Genomic DNA, 18,654 nt, shown 5'->3' on the forward strand with positions numbered 1-18,654 from the left:
TCAAGGAGTTTCAGCGAGTAAGTGGGGGTAGTTCAAGTTTATATGATGTTATTGCTTGTTAATGTAATCGGTGATTATTTTTTTGAAGGTCCTTTATTTTCATCTGCGTTTGTTTTTTGGGCTGGAATCATCGCTCCAAGTGGATGGGCCTTTATTTTAGATCTAAAGGATAAACGTCGTCAGAAAAAAGCTTCCTAAAGAACTGTTCTTGACGAATTCTATACAAGAAAGAACTCTTTTATGGAAAAAAATCACCCACATTGTTTCACAGAGCTAATAAAAAATCAGACTGCCGAGTTTCTCCTCGACAGTCTGATAGAATACTTTTAAACTGTGAATACTTATTCCCTTGATCAAACTCTTTATTTTGTAACAGGCAACGGTGCCTCAGAGGAAATAAATCCTTTATCCACTAGTTCATCCCAGAATTCTTTCGGGATTTCGCTCTGAATCATCTCAAGGTCTTCCTTGATTCGGTCAGGACGAGTAGATCCCGGGATGATTGATTTTACTGCAGGATGGGCTGTTGAAAACTGCAAGGCAGCTGCTTTTAATGGAACATCGTATTTCTGCCCCACTTCATTTAACTGGTTCACCCGCTCTATGATTTCTTCAGGTGCTTTCTCATAGTTGTAATGTTTGCCGCCAAGCAATACGCCGGAGTTGTAAGGGCTCCCAACTACAATGTCGACATCGTTTTCTTCCGCTGATTTCATCATGTTCTGTAAAGCTTGCTCGTGCTGCAGCAGGGTGTACTGGGTAGCTGATAAGCATATATCCGGCTTCGTGTCTTCAAGCTCCATGGCGAGCTCAATCGGTTCAGTGGTGTTCACACCTAAACCCCAGCCGCGGATAACTCCTTCTTCACGCAGTCGTGTCAGAACGCGGAATGCGCCTTCTTTAGCCTCTTCAAATTTATCTTTCCATTCGTCCCCATGAAAGTCGGGGGAGACATCGTGAACAAATACAAAGTCTAAGCGATCTGTTTTTAGACGTTCCAGACTTTGTTCAATTGACTTCTCCGTAGCTTCTGCGGTGTAATCCGTGATGACCTTGTTCTCACGGGCATCCTCGAACAATCCTTCTTTTTCTTCTTTTTCCTCTGTCATATAGCGGCCGACTTTTGTACTTAACACATAGTCGTCACGGTCATAATTCGATAATACTTCGCCGAGACGCATCTCAGCTAAACCTGCCCCGTAAAAAGGAGCGGTATCAAAATAGCGCACGCCCTGATCCCAGGCGGTTTGAATCGTGGATCGAGCTTCATCTTCAGGCACTTCCCTGAACATATTTCCAAGCGGGGCTGTGCCGAGTCCTACTTTATGTTTTAAAGCCTCTTCAAATGATTTCATAAATTCCATGCCTCCTACGTTTCATTGATACAGGTATGTATCCTGATAGCCTGCCATTTAAACCCAGGCGTTTATGAAGGCCCCTGTCTCATACCTATTTAAGCATTCAATAATGAAAGATAGTGTAGTTAATTACTTTTTTCTGATCAGACGGATTTCTACCATTAAATAGTTCGATAAAAGGCTTTTACAATAATCCCGTCATCCGCGGGTTCAAAATCATGCTGTGGCACGCGCTCGAATCCATACCGTTCATATAGAGAAATAGCTCCAGACATAAAATCACCGGTATGAAGTCCGATCGAACGGTAACCCTTAGCTTTGGCTCTTTCGATACAGGCATCTATTAAAGCAGACGCCACTCCTTTGCCGCGAATTTCAGGCGACACGGCAAGCACTCTTATTTCTGGATAGTCCAGTTCATCTACATACCCTTCATATGCGTCCGTATTAGCAGGAAAAAGTGCAACGCTTCCCGCAAGAATTCCATTGAGTTCGGCAACTAGCAGATCAACGCCGGGCTGCTGGTCAGCCTCTGAGGAAATCGCTTGTTTGAGGGCCTGCCAATGCTCGTCAGGTAAGGCATGAACGTGGTCTTCATAGGCTTGAACTCGTTGCTCCCGAATCGAGCCGAGCTCTTCTTGGTTGGCTTCTCGTATCGTAATGGTCATAACTTTATCAATTTCCCCTTTATATTAAAAACTTCTTTTCTATGATCCAGTATATCGTGATGAATTATCTTGAAGTCAAGGAATATAGCTTCTGAATAAGCAGCTTAGTCCCAGACCTTGAGGATTTTTCATAAGATTCATATTACGCAATAGGGCCGGATTGTGTAAGACTCAGTTTCGAGATATCGGGTTACAGTGAAGGTCCTGCGGGGGACGATTCGCTTTCCGTGGGCATGTGCTGAGCCTCCTCGAGCTACGCTCTCCGGGGTCTCACCGATCATGTTTATCCCACAGGAGTCTTCATCGTCCCCCTCCGGACCTTGCTGAAATAAGATACTCGAAATCATGGGGGATACCTCTTGTATAGACAGCATGTACAAAATGCTATAAGCTTCTGTTTCTCCATAGATTTCATCGAAAAACCCTGGTACAGCTTGATTTAACCAACAGCTACACTTCTAAAGAAGGGGCCGTTCTTCATAACCATGTTGGGTTGATGGGGAAATGGCGAGACTCCCATGGGAGAAGGGACTAGGTGAGATCCCGCAGAGAGTGAAACGAGCGAGGAAGCTCATGGTAAAAGGAGGATCGACTAAGGTCGTCACGTCCTGTGGCAACGTCGATCGACCCTACGTCGTGTAGGGCCATAGGAAAGCGAGTTATTTCCCCACCAACCCTTATCCATATTACGTAACGGACCTAACTATGTAGAAATCAAGTCTTCAAGTAATGGGAGCTTAACCTTAAAATCATCGCGGAACTTTAAAAGAGCCAAATAAAAAAGCTTAGAGGAATGGCTCTAAGCTTTACTTATTTCATAAAGTGAGTTTGGATTCGCGTTTTTGGAAATCCACATCCTGGTAATATGTGTTTTTAACCAAGGCATTGGGTCCGAGACATTCAACAGCCGGGCAATGACAGTTTAAACTTTTTGCTGTGCTCGACTCCAGCCAGTTTTCAAACGCTTCCGGAAGGGAAGTGTGCTGTATGTTCCCAAGACCAGCTTCATCTGCAAAGTCTGTGACGATGATATCTCCGCTGAATATATTGACGTTTAACCTGGAACGGCCGTCTGGATCATTACGGACAGTTACATTTTTCTCCCGGTATAAGCGTTTTAGCATATCAAGGTCTTCCTGAGAGGAACTGCAAGGATAATAAGGAAGTGTTCCGAATAACATCCACATGTTTTCGTTCCTGTGGTCCAGCAGTCGATTGATTCCTTTGCGCATATCGTCAAGGCTTAAAGTTTCAAGGCTGCTCGCAAAATCTACAGGGTACATTGGATGCACCTCATGCCTGGCACATTTCATCTCGTTCACGTGGTCGTGAATGGCTTCCAGGTAAGGGAAGGTACGCCGGTTAAGCATGGTTTCGGCGGATACCATCACGCCTTCATCGGAAAGGCGCTGGGAGTTTTCAACCATCCGGTCGAAATACATTTTACGATTATCTTCTGAAGGCTTTCTTTCCATACGGGCAAAACCGGTATGTATAAATTCTTCGATGGTGCCCCAATTATGGGAAATGTGCAGCACATCCAGGTATGGAATGATCGGGAGGTACCTTTTATAAGGCAAGGTTAAATTTGAATTGATCTGGGTCCTGACACCGCGGCTGTGTGCATACTTTAACAGCGGCAGTACATATTGGTCTACTGATTTTTTGGACATCATAGGCTCCCCGCCTGTAATGCTAAGCGTTCGTAAGTGAGGAATTTCATTCAGACGTTTAAGTATCATGTCGATGCGCAGTGCATCTGGATCTTTATCTTGGAGTGTGTACCCGACCGCGCAGTGTTCACATCTCATATTGCACAATGTTGTAGTGGTAAATTCTATATTAGAAAGTGTCATTTTTCCGTGCTCTTTTACATCCATATAGGCTTCCCATGGGTCGTATGATGGTGTGAGCTGGCGAAGCGTAGTATTGTTTTCTGACATTATAGGAAACTTCCTTTCTGTGATACGTTTCGATCTGAGTCAAACCTATCCTATTCTAACACTAATTCGTTCCCAACCCCCAGGATTCCTTTATAAAAAGACTCCGTAAAACATCCGTGCCGATATTAAAGTAAAGCTCCCGTTTCTTTAAGACTCAGTTTCGAGATAACTCGGGTCCATTGCCAGAAAAAGGAGGGGGCGGCTACGGAAACAACTCGCTTTCCTGCGGGGGGACTGGCAAGCCTCCTCAGTCGTTACCACTCCTTGTGGGGTCTCGCCTCGCTCCTTCTCCCGCGGGAGTCTCGTCGTTTCCTCCGCCACACCAACGATATCTAATGAACGGACCCTGCTATAGAAGACAGGAGCCAAGCTTTATCTGCCTCAAATGCTTCTATAACAGGATTTCTATACGTAAAAAATCAAGGTGGATTATAGATGATCCTGGTTCATGGGATGGTGTTTATGCAGAGAATTTTGAGCTCTCAATGATCGCAAAGGGGCGGAAGGGAACGGCGAAGACTCCTGCGGGATGAACATGATCGGTGAGATCCCGGAAGGCGAAGCCTGAGGAAGCTCACCACATGCCCGCGGAAAGCGAGTCGTTCCCTGGAGCCCCTTTCTCTACAAAATATCTCGAAACTGAGTCTTCAACTATACGGCCCGATTGCGCAATAAGGGTCTTATGAAAATCAGCAATAAACTTTAACATGGCCATTAAAAAAAGGGGAAAATGATCGTTTTATCGAATTTTAAACAGACGCTGATTAGGAGGCGATTGAATGAAAAAAACGGTATTAATTACGGGTGCTTCTAGCGGCTTTGGTTTTCAAACCGCCGTAAAGTGCGCTGAAAAAGGATTTCACGTGATAGCCACAATGAGAAATATGGATAAAGCCAAGGCATTTTTTTCAGGAGATATAGACGAAGAAATCACTCGCCGAATTGAAATTTGGCCGCTTGATGTGACCGATTCTTTCTCATTATTTGAATTCGAGAATCGAGTGCAGCAGGCTGAACGCATTGATATATTAGTCAACAACGCCGGTTATGCTTTGGGTGGATTTGTTGAACAAGTTCCTATCGAAGCGTACCGACGTCAATTTGAAACAAACGTATTTGGTGTAATTCGCGTAACACAAGCCGTCCTGCCAATTATGAGACGCCAGAAAAGCGGAAAGATCATGAATGTCAGTAGTGTGAGTGGTTTAATCGGCTTTCCGGGATTATCCGCCTATGTTGCATCCAAACATGCACTTGAAGGGTTTTCCGAGAGTCTGCGGCTCGAAATGAAACCATTTGGAGTCGATGTGGCTCTCATTGAGCCTGGATCCTACCAAACGAATATTTGGTCATCTGGAATGGAGCTTCCTGAGGAGACCCACAACCCTGAATCACCATACGCCGATTATATGAAAGATCTTTGGAAAGCTATGCAGCAGGGGAAACGGAGTGACCCTGGCGATGTGTCCCGGTTAATGACTAAGCTGGCTGATAAGGACAGCCTATCCAGACTTCGGTATCCGATTGGCCCCGGTGTCCGGTTAAATATTGCCTTGAAAAGGATTCTTCCCTGGTCATGGCTTGAAAAGCTGATTCTGAGTCAAATACGATCCTCCTAGTTTCGTAATCCAAAATATGGGTAACAGTACAGAAGGAAATGAAAGGGGAGATCGGTCATGGCAGAACAACCAATTATATTAAAAGGAGCAGAGGAAATCCGCTTCGAAGGTAATGAAGTAGGTATCCTCATTTCTCATGGATTTACTGGAACCACTCAAAGCATGAGGCCGCTGGCGGAAGCTTATGCTAGGGAAGGATATACCGTTTTCGGTCCGCGATTAAAAGGCCACGGAACTACACCTGAAGATATGGAAACCACGACCTATGAGGACTGGATCGAGTCCGTAGAAGATGGCTATCATTGGCTGAAAGAACGCTGCGACATGATTTTTGTGGTCGGTTTATCCATGGGGGGTACATTAGCTCTTCATATCGCTGAAAAATTTCCAGATATTAAAGGCGTCATTCCTATTAATGCGGCTATAAAAATCCCGGCAATGGAAGGAACAGTCGCCATGGAAGAGCGTTTTATAGATGCCATTGGTTCCGATATTAAAAATCCGGAAGTGGAAGAACTGGCTTATGAGAGAACGCCTGTAAGTTCAGTAAATCAGCTGCTTACCTTAATGACCCGGGTTGAAGAAGGTCTTTCAGGTGTGCATTGTCCGATTTTAATATTTGTTTCGGATGAAGACCATGTGGTTCCACCTCATAACTCAGAGATGATCTTTGATTCCGTTTTTTCAGAGCACAAAGAAATTGTTCATTTAGAAAATAGCTACCATGTGGCTACGCTTGATCACGACCAGGATCTAATTATAGAGAGAAGTCTTGAATTCTTTGAAATGTATGCAAAGACAATGGGATAACTCTCCGACTTTCAGGGGCGCTAAGACAGATTAGTTGAAACTTAAAAGTAAATCTACTATAATATGGAATATATCAAGAAAAGTAACGGTATAAAGCCTTCAAGGGGAGCCTTCCGGCTGAGAGTGAACGATGTTCAGACCCTTAGAACCTGTCAGTTAATACTGACGCAGGGATGGCGGCTTTTTTGATGGTGCAATGCAGTCGGGAATCCTCCATCAGGAAGCTTCCCTTTTGGCATTGCTTTTTTTGTGTCTTTAAAAGGAGAGGATACAATGCAAAACAGAAGAGTACTATTTATGGTAGAGGTGGCGATTTTCTCAGCACTTGCCATCTTGCTCGATATAATTCCGTTTTTATCCTTTAAGCTGTGGGCTCAGGGCGGATCAATATCATTCGCTATGGTGCCGGTCTTTATTATGGCCTTCCGCTGGGGTGTGAGAGGCGGAGTGTTAACCGGATTGTTACTGGGCTTCTATCAAATCCTGACTGGAGCCATAATCATTACCCCCGTTCAAACCATTATCGACTATATATTGGCTTTTGCCGTCATCGGCCTTGCTGGAGTGGTAGCCAAACCGCTATGGCATTCGATAAAAGAGAATCATAAAAAGTCGTTAGTCATGTGGATAGCTCTCGGCTGTCTCATTGGCAGCTCCCTTAGATTTATTGGCCACTTTATTGCCGGTATCATATTTTACGGGAAGTTTGCACCAGAAGGGCAGCCGGTTTGGTTATATTCCCTGCTCTATAACGGTGGTTATATGCTGCCTGCATTTATCCTGAGCGCCCTGGTGGTCAGTTTACTATTTGTTAAGCGTCCAAAGTTAATTATCAGATAATGAAACCCTGACTAGAGTCCCTCTCTCTAGTCAGGGTTTTTTAGGTGTATTAACCTATTATTTACCAGGTTTGAGCCAAAAGGATTAGGGCTAAACTGTAAAGTGTTTAAAAAAGGGGGGGTAAAATGTGAAAAAACTAAAGAAATTACATAAAAGCAAGGTCTTTTGGATTATATTGGCATTTATAACTATTCTTTCAATTACGATCGGTTATCATACATCCTGGAAGGCACTTCCTGAGGGAGTTTCTTATCAGGGAGATGTCCATTCCATGGATGATATCGAATTCTTTTATGATCTGACTTACGAAAATGAATCAGGGGAAACGGTGTACGATCGGCAAATCTTTCAAGAGTTAAACAACACGATCGCTGAAGCTGATGACTTTATTGTCGCAGATATGTTTTTATTTAATGGTTATACGAATGGAAAGAACGACTTTCCTGCGATCTCAGAAAATCTGGTAAATGCGATTGTTCGGCAGAAAGAAGAAGTTCCTGATCTTAAAGTTGTGTTTATTACCGATCAGATTAACACGATTTATGGGTCCTATGAGTCTGAGACCATCCGCCGTTTGGAGGATGCGGGAGTCGATGTTGTGTTAACCAACCTGAATCAGCTGCGAGATTCCAATCCTGTCTACTCCAGCATCTGGCGTTTGTTTTTTTCCTGGACAGGTACAGACGGTGAAGGCTGGATCGGTAATCCTCTGGCTATAGAGGCTCCCGATGTTACCCTCCGGTCCTATTTAAAATTGTTAAATATTAAAGCCAACCATAGAAAGCTGCTTGTTACGGAGGATGCCGCCATGGTTTCAACAGCTAATCCTCATGATGCCAGCGGCTACCACGAAAACGCAGCGTTCAAAATGGAAGGGCCAATTATTAAAGATATCTTAGAGGCAGAGGAAGCAGTAGTTAATTATTCTGGAGAAGCCGATTTCCCTGAGTATGAAAACCGCTCCTGGGAGAAGCAGGAGGGTAATTTGAGCGCACAGTTTGTAACGGAAGGAAAAATCTATCGCTCGATACAAAAAGAATTGAAAAAAGCGGGAGATGGCGATGAAGTATGGCTCGGCATATATTACTTGTCGGACCGAAATATCATCGACCTTCTGGACAGGGCGGCAGACCGTGGCGCGACGGTTAATATTGTCATGGACCCGAACAAAAAATCCTTTGGCCACGAGAAGCCAGGGCTTCCTAATTTACCGGTAGCAGCGGAAATGGAGCGGCTTGGAAATAACAACATTAACTTACGGTGGTATGATGTAAATATTGAACAGTACCATACAAAAATGCTGTATATTAATAAAGGCAGCGATAGTGTAATCATCGGCGGTTCTGCGAATTACACCCGGCGTAACCTGGCGAATTTGAATCTGGAAGCGGATGTAGTTATTAAAGGAAATTCAGACGAGGATATTTTTCAAGAAGTAGATCAGTATTTTGAACGGATTTGGAGTAATGAGAGCGGGAATTACACAGCGGATTATGAGGAATATCAAGGGAATCTAACTCTTGTTCGCTACATTACCTATCATTTGCAAAAATGGACCTGGTTTACTACCTATTAAAAAAAGCTCACTGACAGCATCAGTGAGCTTTTTACTTTTATTTAGTCTAAAATACCTGAAGATTTCTCCTGATCGGTCAGGATAAGAAGAACTTTACCTTCATCCATATCTTCTTCATATTCTTCAGCTTCAGTTTCTGAAAAGCCCATTTCCTGAAGTTTTGTTCTTAATTCGTCCCCTTGCTTACTGAAAATGTTGCTGATGATATTGGTGAAATCCTGCTCGGAAAACCCGATCGTATTTGCATCCACATTATTAGCAATACGATTAGTACGGTCGTCATCATGGGAAAGAATGTAAATATCTTTTGGATGGATACCATTATCTTGTAATTTTTTAACGTCTGTCATTAATTTTTCATCATTGCTATATTCACGAATCATTGGTTTCATTAGTCTCAGCTCCTCTTTTCTATAATGATGTACAGTAGTAGTAATACCCGTTGATTTATTATAGAAACATAGGAATGTTCTCAAATTTTTTTAAGAAGGAATTATCAGGGCAGGGGTCGAAAGAGTACGGAATGGAGGGAAAAATATGCATATAAATAAATCTAATATTATTGCCACCTTTTCCATCGCCGGACATGATCCGAAGACGGGAGAGTTAGGAGTGGCTGTACAGTCGAAGTTTCTAGGAGTAGGTTCGGTGGTCCCGTGGGCCAAAGCAGGAGTGGGAGCTATTGCTACCCAGGCTTTTGCTAACCCGTCCTACGGGCCGAATGGACTCGCACTTCTTGAAGAAGGTTATTCTGCGAATGAAGTTATTGAGAAACTAACAGCTGAAGATGAATTTTCAGAAGATCGCCAGGTAGGCGTAGTAGATGCAAAAGGAAATACCGCAACATTCACAGGCCAGCAGTGTTACGACTGGGCAGGAGGCATTACAGGGGAACATTATGCGGCCCAGGGAAATATTCTGGTTAACGAAGAAACAGTCACCCACATGGGTCGTGCTTTTGAAGAAGCTTCAGGTTCCCTGGCTGAGCGCTTGTTGGAAGGATTAAAAGCTGCACAGGAAGCTGGAGGAGACAGCCGTGGGAAGCAGTCGGCTGCCATTTATGTGGTCAAGGATAAAGGCGGGTACGGCGGATTAAGTGACGTTTTTGTCGATCTTCGCGTCGATGATCATCCTGAGCCTATCCAGGAGCTAGTGCGCATTTATCAACTGCAGCAGCTCTATTTCGGAGAAACGCTTGAGGAGCATAGGTTGCCGATTGAAGGGGAAGTGAAAGCGGATATTAATGCTCATCTTCACCGCTTAAATTACACGCAAACCGTCGATTTGCCCGACTCTGAATTGTACGATGCTCTAACAGCTTATTTGCATACGGAAAACTTTGAAGGCAGGGAACAGGAAAGAGGCTGGATCGATCAGAAAGTCCTTGCGTTTATGAAAAACCAGAAATAGGGACGAATCTCTTATAAAAAGAGAGCATCCAATCATCTTATTGCTTCTTGTAGATAAGCTCCCGTTACTGTAAGACTCAGTTTCGAGATAAATGGGCCCGTTACTCTAGTTGGAAAAGGGTTGGTGGGGAACTAACTCGTCTTGTTCCATCACCCAGACACTCGAGACATAAGCCGCTCATCAACGAATGGAAAAACCGCCATCCTTTTGATGGTCGGCTTATGCTGGTCGTGTCTAACGGGGCGATTCCACATTTGAACACTTTCCTATGGCCCTACACGATGTGGGGGCGATCGACGTTGCCACAGGACGTGGCGACCTTAGTCGATCCTCCTTTTACCAGGAGCTTCCTCACTCGTTTCACTCCCTGCGGGATCTCACCTAGTTTCTTCTCCCATGGGAGTCTCATCATTTCCTCACCAACCCAGCGATATCTAATTAACGGCCCCCTCTCCAGGAAGGCAAGGACACAGCCTAAACCTCTCGCAAATGCTTATATACCAGCTTTTTCACCTGCATAGATGGAAGAAAGGGGATCGTTGAAAAAGGCGACCCTTTGATGATCAGCCAGGTGCTTTCCTGTATTTTCAGAAAACTATATATCGTCCCCCGCAGGACCTTTCTTCTCACAAAATATCTCGAATTTGAGTCTTCAACTGTCCGGCCCTATCGTAATGAGTCTTTAATAAGAGGTGCATTTCTATTCAATTAATTGGTTAAATATGTTAAATTGAGGTTAATCAAGAATATCATGTCACTTTAATAAAGGTGGTTTTCAGGATGGGTTTAGTCATTGTACTCCTGATGATTGCAGCGCAAGCTATGTTTCTAATCAGCTGGGGCAAGTCAGGCTACGATTGGGGAACATTTGAAGAGGACCGTAAAGATAAGTGATGCATAACACCACAGTTTAGAAAAGAAAAATTGAAGACCCAATGAATAATCATTGGGTCTTTTTGTCCTTCCACTTAACACATAGTAGAGGTAATTTGTTGACTTCGGAGTTGATTTGAATGGGAAGCGATGTAGTGAATTATGGTTTTGGCCTGGATTTTTTTATTATTATGGCAGTAATTATCGTTCCTCTAATAGGTATACCGATTATTTTGAGATACCTATTAGGGGCAGATAAAAAGAAATGGTTTTCCTATAATCATATTAATGAGTTTCATAAAAAAGGGGACTCAAGGCTTCGTGGTTTATTTATTATCCTAATCCTCGCATCGATGCCGTGGACTATAAATAAACCCTTTGCTATATCAGTAATGTTAGCCGTATTTACAGTAGTCCTACTTGGCTTTCAGACCTTCGCAGAATGGAAGTTCTCATCTAACTGGCAGAATTATAAAGTATCTCTGGTGGAAATCGCACTATTTTTTATAGCTTTTCTAGGTGTAGTACTCTGGTTTAGCTAGAGAAATTATTCAAAATGTAAAGAAATTGAGGTTCGTAAATGAATGATCAAAGAGATAAAGTGTATGGAAGCATTCTGGTGGCAGCGGGTGTGATTATTGGAATCACCCTGTTGCTTTCCTATGTGGGTCTGTTTGAAGATTACCACATGCTGCGAACTTTGATCGTCGTAGTAATGATTGTGCTTATTATAGTCATTCTGGTTCGCTGGAAAGAAAGATTAGATGAAAAATATAAATAACAACAAAGCTATATAGTGTCAGCTTAGATATGTCTAAGCTGATTTTTTTATGGTTACATAAAGAAAATCTAGGTTGACTTTACACATTAATTTCATTACCATCTAATTAGATGAATAACTAATTAGATTGAAAGGGAGTTTTATGATGCAGTTAGATAAAATGGTAGCTTTTCATAAAGCTGCAGGGGATCCGACCCGATTAAGGATTATTGCTCTGCTTAGACAGGGACCGCTTCATGGTCAGGCCATCGCAGGAAAACTAGGACTTCGGCCGCCGACGATTACTCATCACTTAAAGAAATTAAGGGATACGGGAATGGTCTATTCCCGTCGCGATAAAAACACGATTTACTTTTATCTGGATGAAAAGAAACTTACATTCATGGCTGAAGCTGTGACGCGAATAGGAGATGAAAAAGTGAAGGCGGATAAAGAGTGGCAGGTAACAGAGAAAGAAGAGCGTCAGATTCTCCAGAACTTCATTACTGTAGATGGAAAGCTTAAGCAGCTGCCAAGTCAGCTAAAAAAACGGGTCGTTATTCTTGCCTACTATGCTAAAGCATTTCAACGGGGAAGAACCTATGAAGAAAAAGAAGTGAATGAATACATTAAGACTTTCTTTGAAGACTATGCTACGTTACGAAGAGAATGGATTATGCATCACTTTATGTACAGGGAGAATAATCGTTATGAACTGAATCCAGAGGAAATGTGGCCTGTCATCGTCTAAAGATGACCCAGGTCTCTTTTTTTATCCATCTAATTAGATGACAATCTAATTTAATTTTTGTGGAGGTTCAATATGTTAGTAAACCGTTCGTACCGCTATTTATTTTATTCCGGAATTATTAATGGACTGGGGGATAGGTTCAGTCAGGTCGCCGTGTTGACTCTTATTCTGCAGATTACCGGGTCAGGGATCGCAGTAGGAACCGCACTGGGCCTGCGGATTCTTCCTTATCTTTTCCTTTCACCGCTCGGTGGAAGAGCCTCCGATCGAATCGCTCCACAGAAGCTTATGATAGCCGCTGACCTGCTTCGAATCCCATTTGCTCTAAGCTTTACTTTGATTGAATCCGAGAAAGATATGTGGATTGCTTTTACCGGGATTTTATTCCTGTCCTGCGGGGAGGCATTTTACCAGCCAATTAGAAAAAGCACGATTGGAAAGATTACTGAACCGTCTCAACTGGCGGCCGTGAATGGACTGGAACAATTTAAAGTAGGAATTGTACTTATCTTAGGGTCAGTAACCGGGGGCGCAGTCGCTTATTTATTTGGGACAGATATGGCGTTTGTATTTAATGCCTTGTCATTTGCTGCAGCAGCCTTTTTTATTAGAAAGCTGAAAGTAAAGAAAATCCCTATTGAAGAGAACTCTGAACCTGGAAGAATAGAGATGAAAGTCAAAGACTGGCTGGGTACTGGTCTTCTTCTGGTTGTCTTTATTCAATGGACAGGAGCGGGTATGGACGGGATTTTTAATGTACTGATCAGTGTGTATGCCGTTGAAATTTTTTCGGGCGGGGAGCTTGGGGTAGGGCTTCTTTATGGGGCGCTTGGAACGGGACTGATGACGAGTTTTTTCTTAATGAAACGGTTGAAGCATCATCTTCTACTTTTCTCCATAATTGCTCTGGTAGTAGAAGGGATACTGCAGGGGGCTGCGAGCCAGGCAGGAACATTGTTTCAACTTATGCTCTACTTTTTTGTGATATCCCTGATTGGGGGGATGTCAGGAGCTTCCCTGGACACACTCGTTATGAAAAGAGTTCCTTCCGATAAGCAGGGAGGTGTTTTTGGATTTATTGAGGCCTGGTCAAATGTAATCCTTGGGGTGATGATGTTTGGAGGCGGGTTAGCCTTGGAAGTCGTCCCAAGCAGGAGTTTAGGATTGTCAGGAGGTATGATCGGTTTGGTTGGGGGACTGGGTATTCTTATGTTCTTTTTGCTCCGTCGAAATGGGTTGAAAAATAAGGGATAAACTGGAACAATAGGGAGTTAGAACCAGTATTAAACTGGAATGCTTTGAATTCAAAGGTTTAAAACTTTCCGAAAAAGGATAATGAATTGTAATTACTGGGAAGTGGGAGGAAATATGAGTAAAGGTACAAAGACTTGGAATATGGTTCGCGTAGATGGTTCTAACTCCTATGCAACGACAGACATTGTGGCCGAAGAGTTTCCTCTCACCATTATGATTAATGGCCAGGAATTTGCCACAATGGTCTGTACCCCGGATCATCTGGAAGAGCTGGTGATTGGGTTTCTAGCAACCGAAGGAGCGATCTACACAACAAAAGAAATTAAGCAGCTGTCTATAGATGAAGAACGAGGATTTGCTTATGTGGAAACTTCTCGTCCTATTCCAATGGGAGAGAGTGAACAAAAGCGCTGGATTGGTTCCTGCTGCGGTAAGAGCCGGGCTTTTTATTTTCAAAACGACGCGAAAACAGCCCGCACCGTGATGAACCAGTTTACTTTATCTCCGGAAAGCTGTATGCAGCTGATGGAATCGTTCCATGAAAACGCCCATACCTTTCAGCGTACGGGCGGTGTCCACCAGGCGGCTATAGCTTCAGATGGAAAAATAGAAATTCAGTTTTCTGATATAGGAAGACATAATGCTTTAGATAAGCTTTATGGCCATGTGATTAAAAACGGAGGCCGCAAAAAAAATCACGTCATCATTTTCAGCGGCCGCATTTCTTCAGAGGTACTTTTAAAGGTTTCCAAAATGGGAATCGGGTGCTTGCTGTCTAAGTCGGCTCCAACCGATTTAGCCTTGCAGCTGGCTGAAGATTTAAACATAACCGCTGTTGGATTTATTCGCGGTGGGAGGATGAATGTCTATACTCATCCGGAGCGTATCGAGTTAAAAGAAAATGATGAAATCGTCACACCAAACAGGGAGGAATTCAATTGATCGACAGAGATCATACCGTCGTGACCATTAATGGCACGGAGTATCTTGCAGACCCGGGACAGAATTTATTAGACTTACTCAACACTACTGAGGAAAATATACCTCAATTATGCTACAACGAGTCCCTTGGACCGATTCAGACGTGTGATACCTGTATGGTACAGGTGGATGGTGAGATTCAGCGAGCCTGCGGAATGAAAGTTGAAGCAGGAATGCGGGTTCAGACGAAGCTGCCTCATGTACATAAAGCACAGAAAGAGGCGCTTGACCGTGTTCTTGAAAAGCACGAACTTTACTGCACGGTTTGTGATTATAATAATGGAGATTGCGAGATTCATAACACAATGGCGGACTTTGGACTCGATCATCAGTCCCGTCCGTTCCAGCCTACACCTTACAACCGTGATGACTCTGGATCTTTTTACCGATACGATCCGGATCAGTGTATCCTTTGCGGACGTTGTGTAGAAGTGTGTCAGGACGTTGTAGTAAATGAGACATTAACCATTGACTGGGAACGTCAGGAGCCAAGAGTCATCTGGGACAAGGATGTTCCGATTGATCAATCTTCCTGCGTAAACTGCGGTCAGTGCTCTACGGTTTGTCCTTGTAATGCCATGATGGAAGTAGGGATGGAAAAAGAAGCCGGATTCCTAACCGATCAGCAACCAGGCATATTGAAATCTATGATCGATTTAACAAAAAAAGTAGAAACGGGTTATGGACCTTTATTTGCCATTTCGGATTCAGAAGCTGCTATGCGTGAAGAGCGAATTGAGAAGACGAAAACGGTATGTACGTATTGCGGAGTAGGGTGCTCTTTTGATGTGTGGACCAAAGACCGTGAGATCCTAAAAGTAGAACCTCATCCTGAGTCTCCGGCCAACGGAATTTCTACCTGCGTAAAAGGAAAATTCGGCTGGGATTATGTGAATTCAGATGACCGTCTGCAAAAACCTCTAATCCGCCGCGGGGATACTTTTGAAGAAGTGGAGTGGGAAGAAGCGATTGCTTTCGCAGTTCGTCGAATGAACGAAATTAAAGCTGAAAAAGGAGCAGATCACCTGGGATTCATTTCTTCTTCTAAAGCGACGAATGAAGAATCTTATTTGATGCAAAAATTATCCCGTCAGGTTATTGGCACCAATAACGTGGATAATTGCTCTCGATATTGCCAGTCGCCTGCCACCAAAGGATTATTCCGTACGGTCGGATACGGAGGAGATTCAGGCTCCATTGATGATCTAGCAGAAGCAGAATTAGTGATGACGATAGGCTCTAACACAGCTGAATCCCACCCGGTACTGGCCTCCCGTATTAAACGTGCCCACAAACTTTATGGTCAAAAATTATTTGTGTTTGACCTTCGTAAACATGAAATGGCCAAGAGAGCGGATCGTTTTTATAGTCCTAAGTCTGGTACCGATCTTGTATGGATTTCTGCTGTAACGAAGTACATTCTGGATCAGGGATGGGAAGACAAAAACTTCTTGAATGACTGGGTGAATGGATTTGACGAGTACAGAGAAAGCCTGAAACCTTTCACTTTGGAATATGCTGCAGAGATGACTGGGTTCTCTGAAGAGGACTTGAAAGACCTGGCGAAGGAGATTGTGGAAGCCAAAACGATGTCAATTTGCTGGGCGATGGGTGTAACGCAGCATATGCTTGGAAGCGATACGAGTACAGCCATTTCCAATTTGTTATTGATTACTGGAAATTACGGAAAACCTGGTACAGGAGCCTATCCACTCCGCGGTCACAACAATGTACAGGGCTGCAGTGATTTCGGAAGCCTTCCGAACCAGTTTCCAGGATACGAGAGCGTTGAAGATAGTGAAGTAAGAAAACGTTATGAAGATGCCTGGGGTGTTGATCTGCCGGAGAAATCAGGCATGGACAATCATGAAATGATAGAAGCCATTCACGACGGAAACCTCTCTATGATGTATGTGATCGGTGAGGACACAGGCATTGTGGATGCGAATATCAATTATGTAACAGATGCTTTTGAAAAGCTGGACTTCTTTATTGTGCAGGATTTATTCCTCACGAGAACAGCAGAGTATGCAGACGTTGTCCTTCCGGCTTCTCCAAGTTTAGAGAAGGAAGGAACCTTTACGAACACGGAAAGAAGGATTCAACGATTGTATAAATCCTTTGATCCGCTGCAAGGCACAAAACCTGATTGGGAAATTTTACAAGAGGTAGCGAAAGAGGCAGGCTTTGATTGGAAATATGAGAGTCCATCAGAAATTATGGACGAAGCGGCAAGTCTCGCTCCTTTATTTGCCGGTGTAACTTACGACCGACTGGAAGGCTATAATTCTCTTCAATGGCCGGTAGCAGAAGATGGAACAGACGAGCCGCTGCTATTTACAGAAGGTTTTCCTTTTGAAGATGGAAGAGCACGTCTCTACCCATTAGATTTTGAATTAATGTATGAGCCCACGGAAGAATATGATTTACATGTAAATAATGGGCGTTTACTTGAACATTTCCACGAAGGAAATATGACGTATCGGTCGCACGGTATATCCAGGAAGACACCCGATTCATTCGTCGAAGTTTCAGAGGAACTGGCAAAAGAACGAGGCATCAAAGAAGGAGCCCGGGTCAAACTGATCTCTCCATCAGGAGAAGCGACTGGAACGGTAACCGTTACGGACCGAGTTAAAGGGAAAGAACTGTTCGTACCGATGAACGGGACCGGGAAGTCTGCGGTAAACTACCTCACAGATAACCGGGTTGATAAGGATACGGATACACCGGCTTATAAAGAAATTGCAGTCAAAATGAAAGTTCTGACAAAAGAAGGTAAATCACCAATTCCTGTTAACAATCATAGACGCGGAAATCCTGTCCCTCAAATCAGTGTCAAAGTTGAGGAAAAATGGAAGCGTGACGATTATGAATTTCCTGGAAGTCAGGTGAAGCGATAATGGCGAAACCAATTACTAGTATTAAAAAGTATGAAGCGAGACGTGAAGAGCAAGTTGAGAAAGATTTTGAGGAAGTGAAAACGGCCATAGCCGATAATAAAACAGCCATTCTAAAAGGAATTGATCTTTTAAAAGCTCTTGAGGAAAGTGAAACGCTTGAAGCGGCTACGGCTTTCACCTACAAACGAAAAGAAATACTCGCAAACATTGTAGAGGAAATCAACCGTGATATTTATACTGGTATTCTGGAGAACATTCCGGAGATTGTCTATCTGCTCGGCGACCTGGACCTGAAAACGGTTCGGGAGGTGACTTCAAAGCTTAACCAGGGGATGGAGGAGATGAACGCTGCTGCATCCTCCAATGAAAAAACTTCTGTTCTGGATTTAGCTAAAGCGTTGAAAGATCCTGAAATTAATCGCAGTATTACGATGCTGATGAATTTCTTAAAAGGTATGGGAAGAAATTAAATAATGAATGTGTAAAGCCACCCTCTCCTTCAAGCTTCTGGGAGAGGGTGGCTTTTTAGTTTAGTTTCTCTGAAAAGAATGAACCTGAATAATTATCGTGTTGATTTTTCATTAGAGTAATCTTCAACAATCGGGCCGGTTAGTTGAAGACTCAGATTCGAGATATTCTATGGGTCCGTCGCCATAAAAGAATGAGAGTTGGTGGGGAAATGATTCGCTTTCCAGTGGGGAACGGCGAGCCTCCTCGGTCGTTATCACTCCCTGTGGGGTCTCACCTAGTTCCTTTTCCCACGGGAGTCTCATTATTTCCCCACCAACTCAGCTACAGGAGAATAACGGCCCCTTCTAGAAAAGAAAATGCTCTCCTTCTTAACTGGTCTTAAATGCTTCTCTGCCAGGCTATTCCACATCTTTATAGCATGAAAGTAACCTTATGTT

General features: G+C 43.4%; 17 protein-coding genes and 1 riboswitch. Of the genes, 13 read left to right on the forward strand and 4 right to left on the reverse strand.

Annotation, left to right across the window (positions count from 1 at the left end; all coding sequences use genetic code 11):
- Window positions 1-21 precede the first annotated feature (21 nt).
- Entirely contained in the window at window positions 22-198 is a 177-nt protein-coding gene (locus ACTWPM_RS03550) for a hypothetical protein (RefSeq protein WP_443131696.1), read from the forward strand.
- Between the two features lie 164 nt (window positions 199-362).
- Here ACTWPM_RS03550 and ACTWPM_RS03555 read toward each other — a convergent pair whose 3' ends face one another.
- The 3 genes from ACTWPM_RS03555 to yfkAB all read right to left on the reverse strand — a co-directional run bounded on the left by ACTWPM_RS03555 (window position 363) and on the right by yfkAB (window position 3,969).
- Window positions 363-1,355, reverse strand: coding sequence for an aldo/keto reductase (locus ACTWPM_RS03555; protein ID WP_443131697.1), 993 nt, complete (start codon window positions 1,353-1,355; stop codon window positions 363-365).
- Between the two features lie 164 nt (window positions 1,356-1,519).
- Window positions 1,520-2,026 (reverse strand): GNAT family N-acetyltransferase, encoded by a 507-nt coding sequence (locus ACTWPM_RS03560; RefSeq protein ID WP_443131698.1) that lies wholly within the window; start codon window positions 2,024-2,026, stop codon window positions 1,520-1,522.
- Between the two features lie 815 nt (window positions 2,027-2,841).
- Complete coding sequence (yfkAB, locus tag ACTWPM_RS03565) at window positions 2,842-3,969, reverse strand: radical SAM/CxCxxxxC motif protein YfkAB (protein ID WP_443131699.1); 1,128 nt, start codon at window positions 3,967-3,969, stop codon at window positions 2,842-2,844.
- Window positions 3,970-4,748: 779 nt separating this feature from the next.
- Between yfkAB and ACTWPM_RS03570 the strand changes: the two genes are divergently transcribed.
- The 4 genes from ACTWPM_RS03570 (at window position 4,749) to ACTWPM_RS03585 (ending at window position 8,814) form a co-directional block, all read left to right on the forward strand.
- Window positions 4,749-5,588, forward strand: a complete 840-nt coding sequence (locus ACTWPM_RS03570; RefSeq protein ID WP_443131700.1) for an SDR family oxidoreductase — start codon at window positions 4,749-4,751, stop codon at window positions 5,586-5,588.
- A 57-nt stretch (window positions 5,589-5,645) separates the two neighbouring features.
- The gene (locus ACTWPM_RS03575; protein ID WP_443131701.1) at window positions 5,646-6,398 is read left to right on the forward strand and encodes an alpha/beta hydrolase; all 753 of its coding nucleotides are present in this window, start codon (window positions 5,646-5,648) and stop codon (window positions 6,396-6,398) included.
- A 92-nt stretch (window positions 6,399-6,490) separates the two neighbouring features.
- A riboswitch (TPP riboswitch) is annotated at window positions 6,491-6,589 on the forward strand.
- An 82-nt stretch (window positions 6,590-6,671) separates the two neighbouring features.
- Complete coding sequence (gene thiT, locus ACTWPM_RS03580) at window positions 6,672-7,238, forward strand: energy-coupled thiamine transporter ThiT (protein WP_443131702.1); 567 nt, start codon at window positions 6,672-6,674, stop codon at window positions 7,236-7,238.
- A 127-nt stretch (window positions 7,239-7,365) separates the two neighbouring features.
- Complete coding sequence (locus ACTWPM_RS03585) at window positions 7,366-8,814, forward strand: phospholipase D family protein (protein WP_443131703.1); 1,449 nt, start codon at window positions 7,366-7,368, stop codon at window positions 8,812-8,814.
- Between the two features lie 41 nt (window positions 8,815-8,855).
- Here the strand turns inward: ACTWPM_RS03585 and ACTWPM_RS03590 are convergent, their stop codons facing one another.
- A complete protein-coding gene (locus ACTWPM_RS03590; RefSeq protein WP_443131704.1) occupies window positions 8,856-9,206 on the reverse strand; it encodes a general stress protein in 351 nt (116 codons plus the stop codon).
- A gap of 145 nt (window positions 9,207-9,351) precedes the next feature.
- On the opposite strand from ACTWPM_RS03590, the gene ACTWPM_RS03595 reads away from it, so the two are divergent.
- From ACTWPM_RS03595 to ACTWPM_RS03630, 8 genes are all read left to right on the forward strand, one after another.
- Window positions 9,352-10,224 (forward strand): DUF1028 domain-containing protein, encoded by an 873-nt coding sequence (locus tag ACTWPM_RS03595; RefSeq protein ID WP_443131705.1) that lies wholly within the window; start codon window positions 9,352-9,354, stop codon window positions 10,222-10,224.
- 1,013 nt (window positions 10,225-11,237) lie between these two features.
- Window positions 11,238-11,639, forward strand: a complete 402-nt coding sequence (locus ACTWPM_RS03600) for a DUF4181 domain-containing protein (RefSeq protein WP_443131706.1) — start codon at window positions 11,238-11,240, stop codon at window positions 11,637-11,639.
- 38 nt (window positions 11,640-11,677) lie between these two features.
- Window positions 11,678-11,878: a hypothetical protein gene (locus ACTWPM_RS03605; protein WP_443131707.1), complete on the forward strand. Its 201-nt coding sequence runs from the start codon at window positions 11,678-11,680 to the stop codon at window positions 11,876-11,878.
- Between the two features lie 145 nt (window positions 11,879-12,023).
- Window positions 12,024-12,608: a DUF2087 domain-containing protein gene (locus ACTWPM_RS03610; RefSeq protein ID WP_443131708.1), complete on the forward strand. Its 585-nt coding sequence runs from the start codon at window positions 12,024-12,026 to the stop codon at window positions 12,606-12,608.
- A 72-nt stretch (window positions 12,609-12,680) separates the two neighbouring features.
- Window positions 12,681-13,862, forward strand: coding sequence for an MFS transporter (locus ACTWPM_RS03615; protein ID WP_443131709.1), 1,182 nt, complete (start codon window positions 12,681-12,683; stop codon window positions 13,860-13,862).
- Between the two features lie 114 nt (window positions 13,863-13,976).
- Entirely contained in the window at window positions 13,977-14,804 is an 828-nt protein-coding gene (gene fdhD, locus ACTWPM_RS03620) for a formate dehydrogenase accessory sulfurtransferase FdhD (protein WP_443131710.1), read from the forward strand.
- Window positions 14,801-17,746 (forward strand): formate dehydrogenase subunit alpha, encoded by a 2,946-nt coding sequence (gene fdhF / locus ACTWPM_RS03625; RefSeq protein WP_443131711.1) that lies wholly within the window; start codon window positions 14,801-14,803, stop codon window positions 17,744-17,746. Before fdhD ends, fdhF begins: the two co-directional genes overlap by 4 nt.
- On the forward strand, window positions 17,746-18,216 hold the full coding sequence (locus tag ACTWPM_RS03630) for a DUF1641 domain-containing protein (RefSeq protein WP_443131712.1): 471 nt from the start codon (window positions 17,746-17,748) through the stop codon (window positions 18,214-18,216). The genes fdhF and ACTWPM_RS03630 overlap by 1 nt, the downstream gene beginning before the upstream one ends.
- Window positions 18,217-18,654 lie beyond the last annotated feature (438 nt).

The sequence above is a fragment of the Halobacillus sp. K22 genome (genome assembly GCF_052246795.1).
Classification (GTDB): Bacteria; Bacillota; Bacilli; order Bacillales; family Halobacillaceae; genus Halobacillus.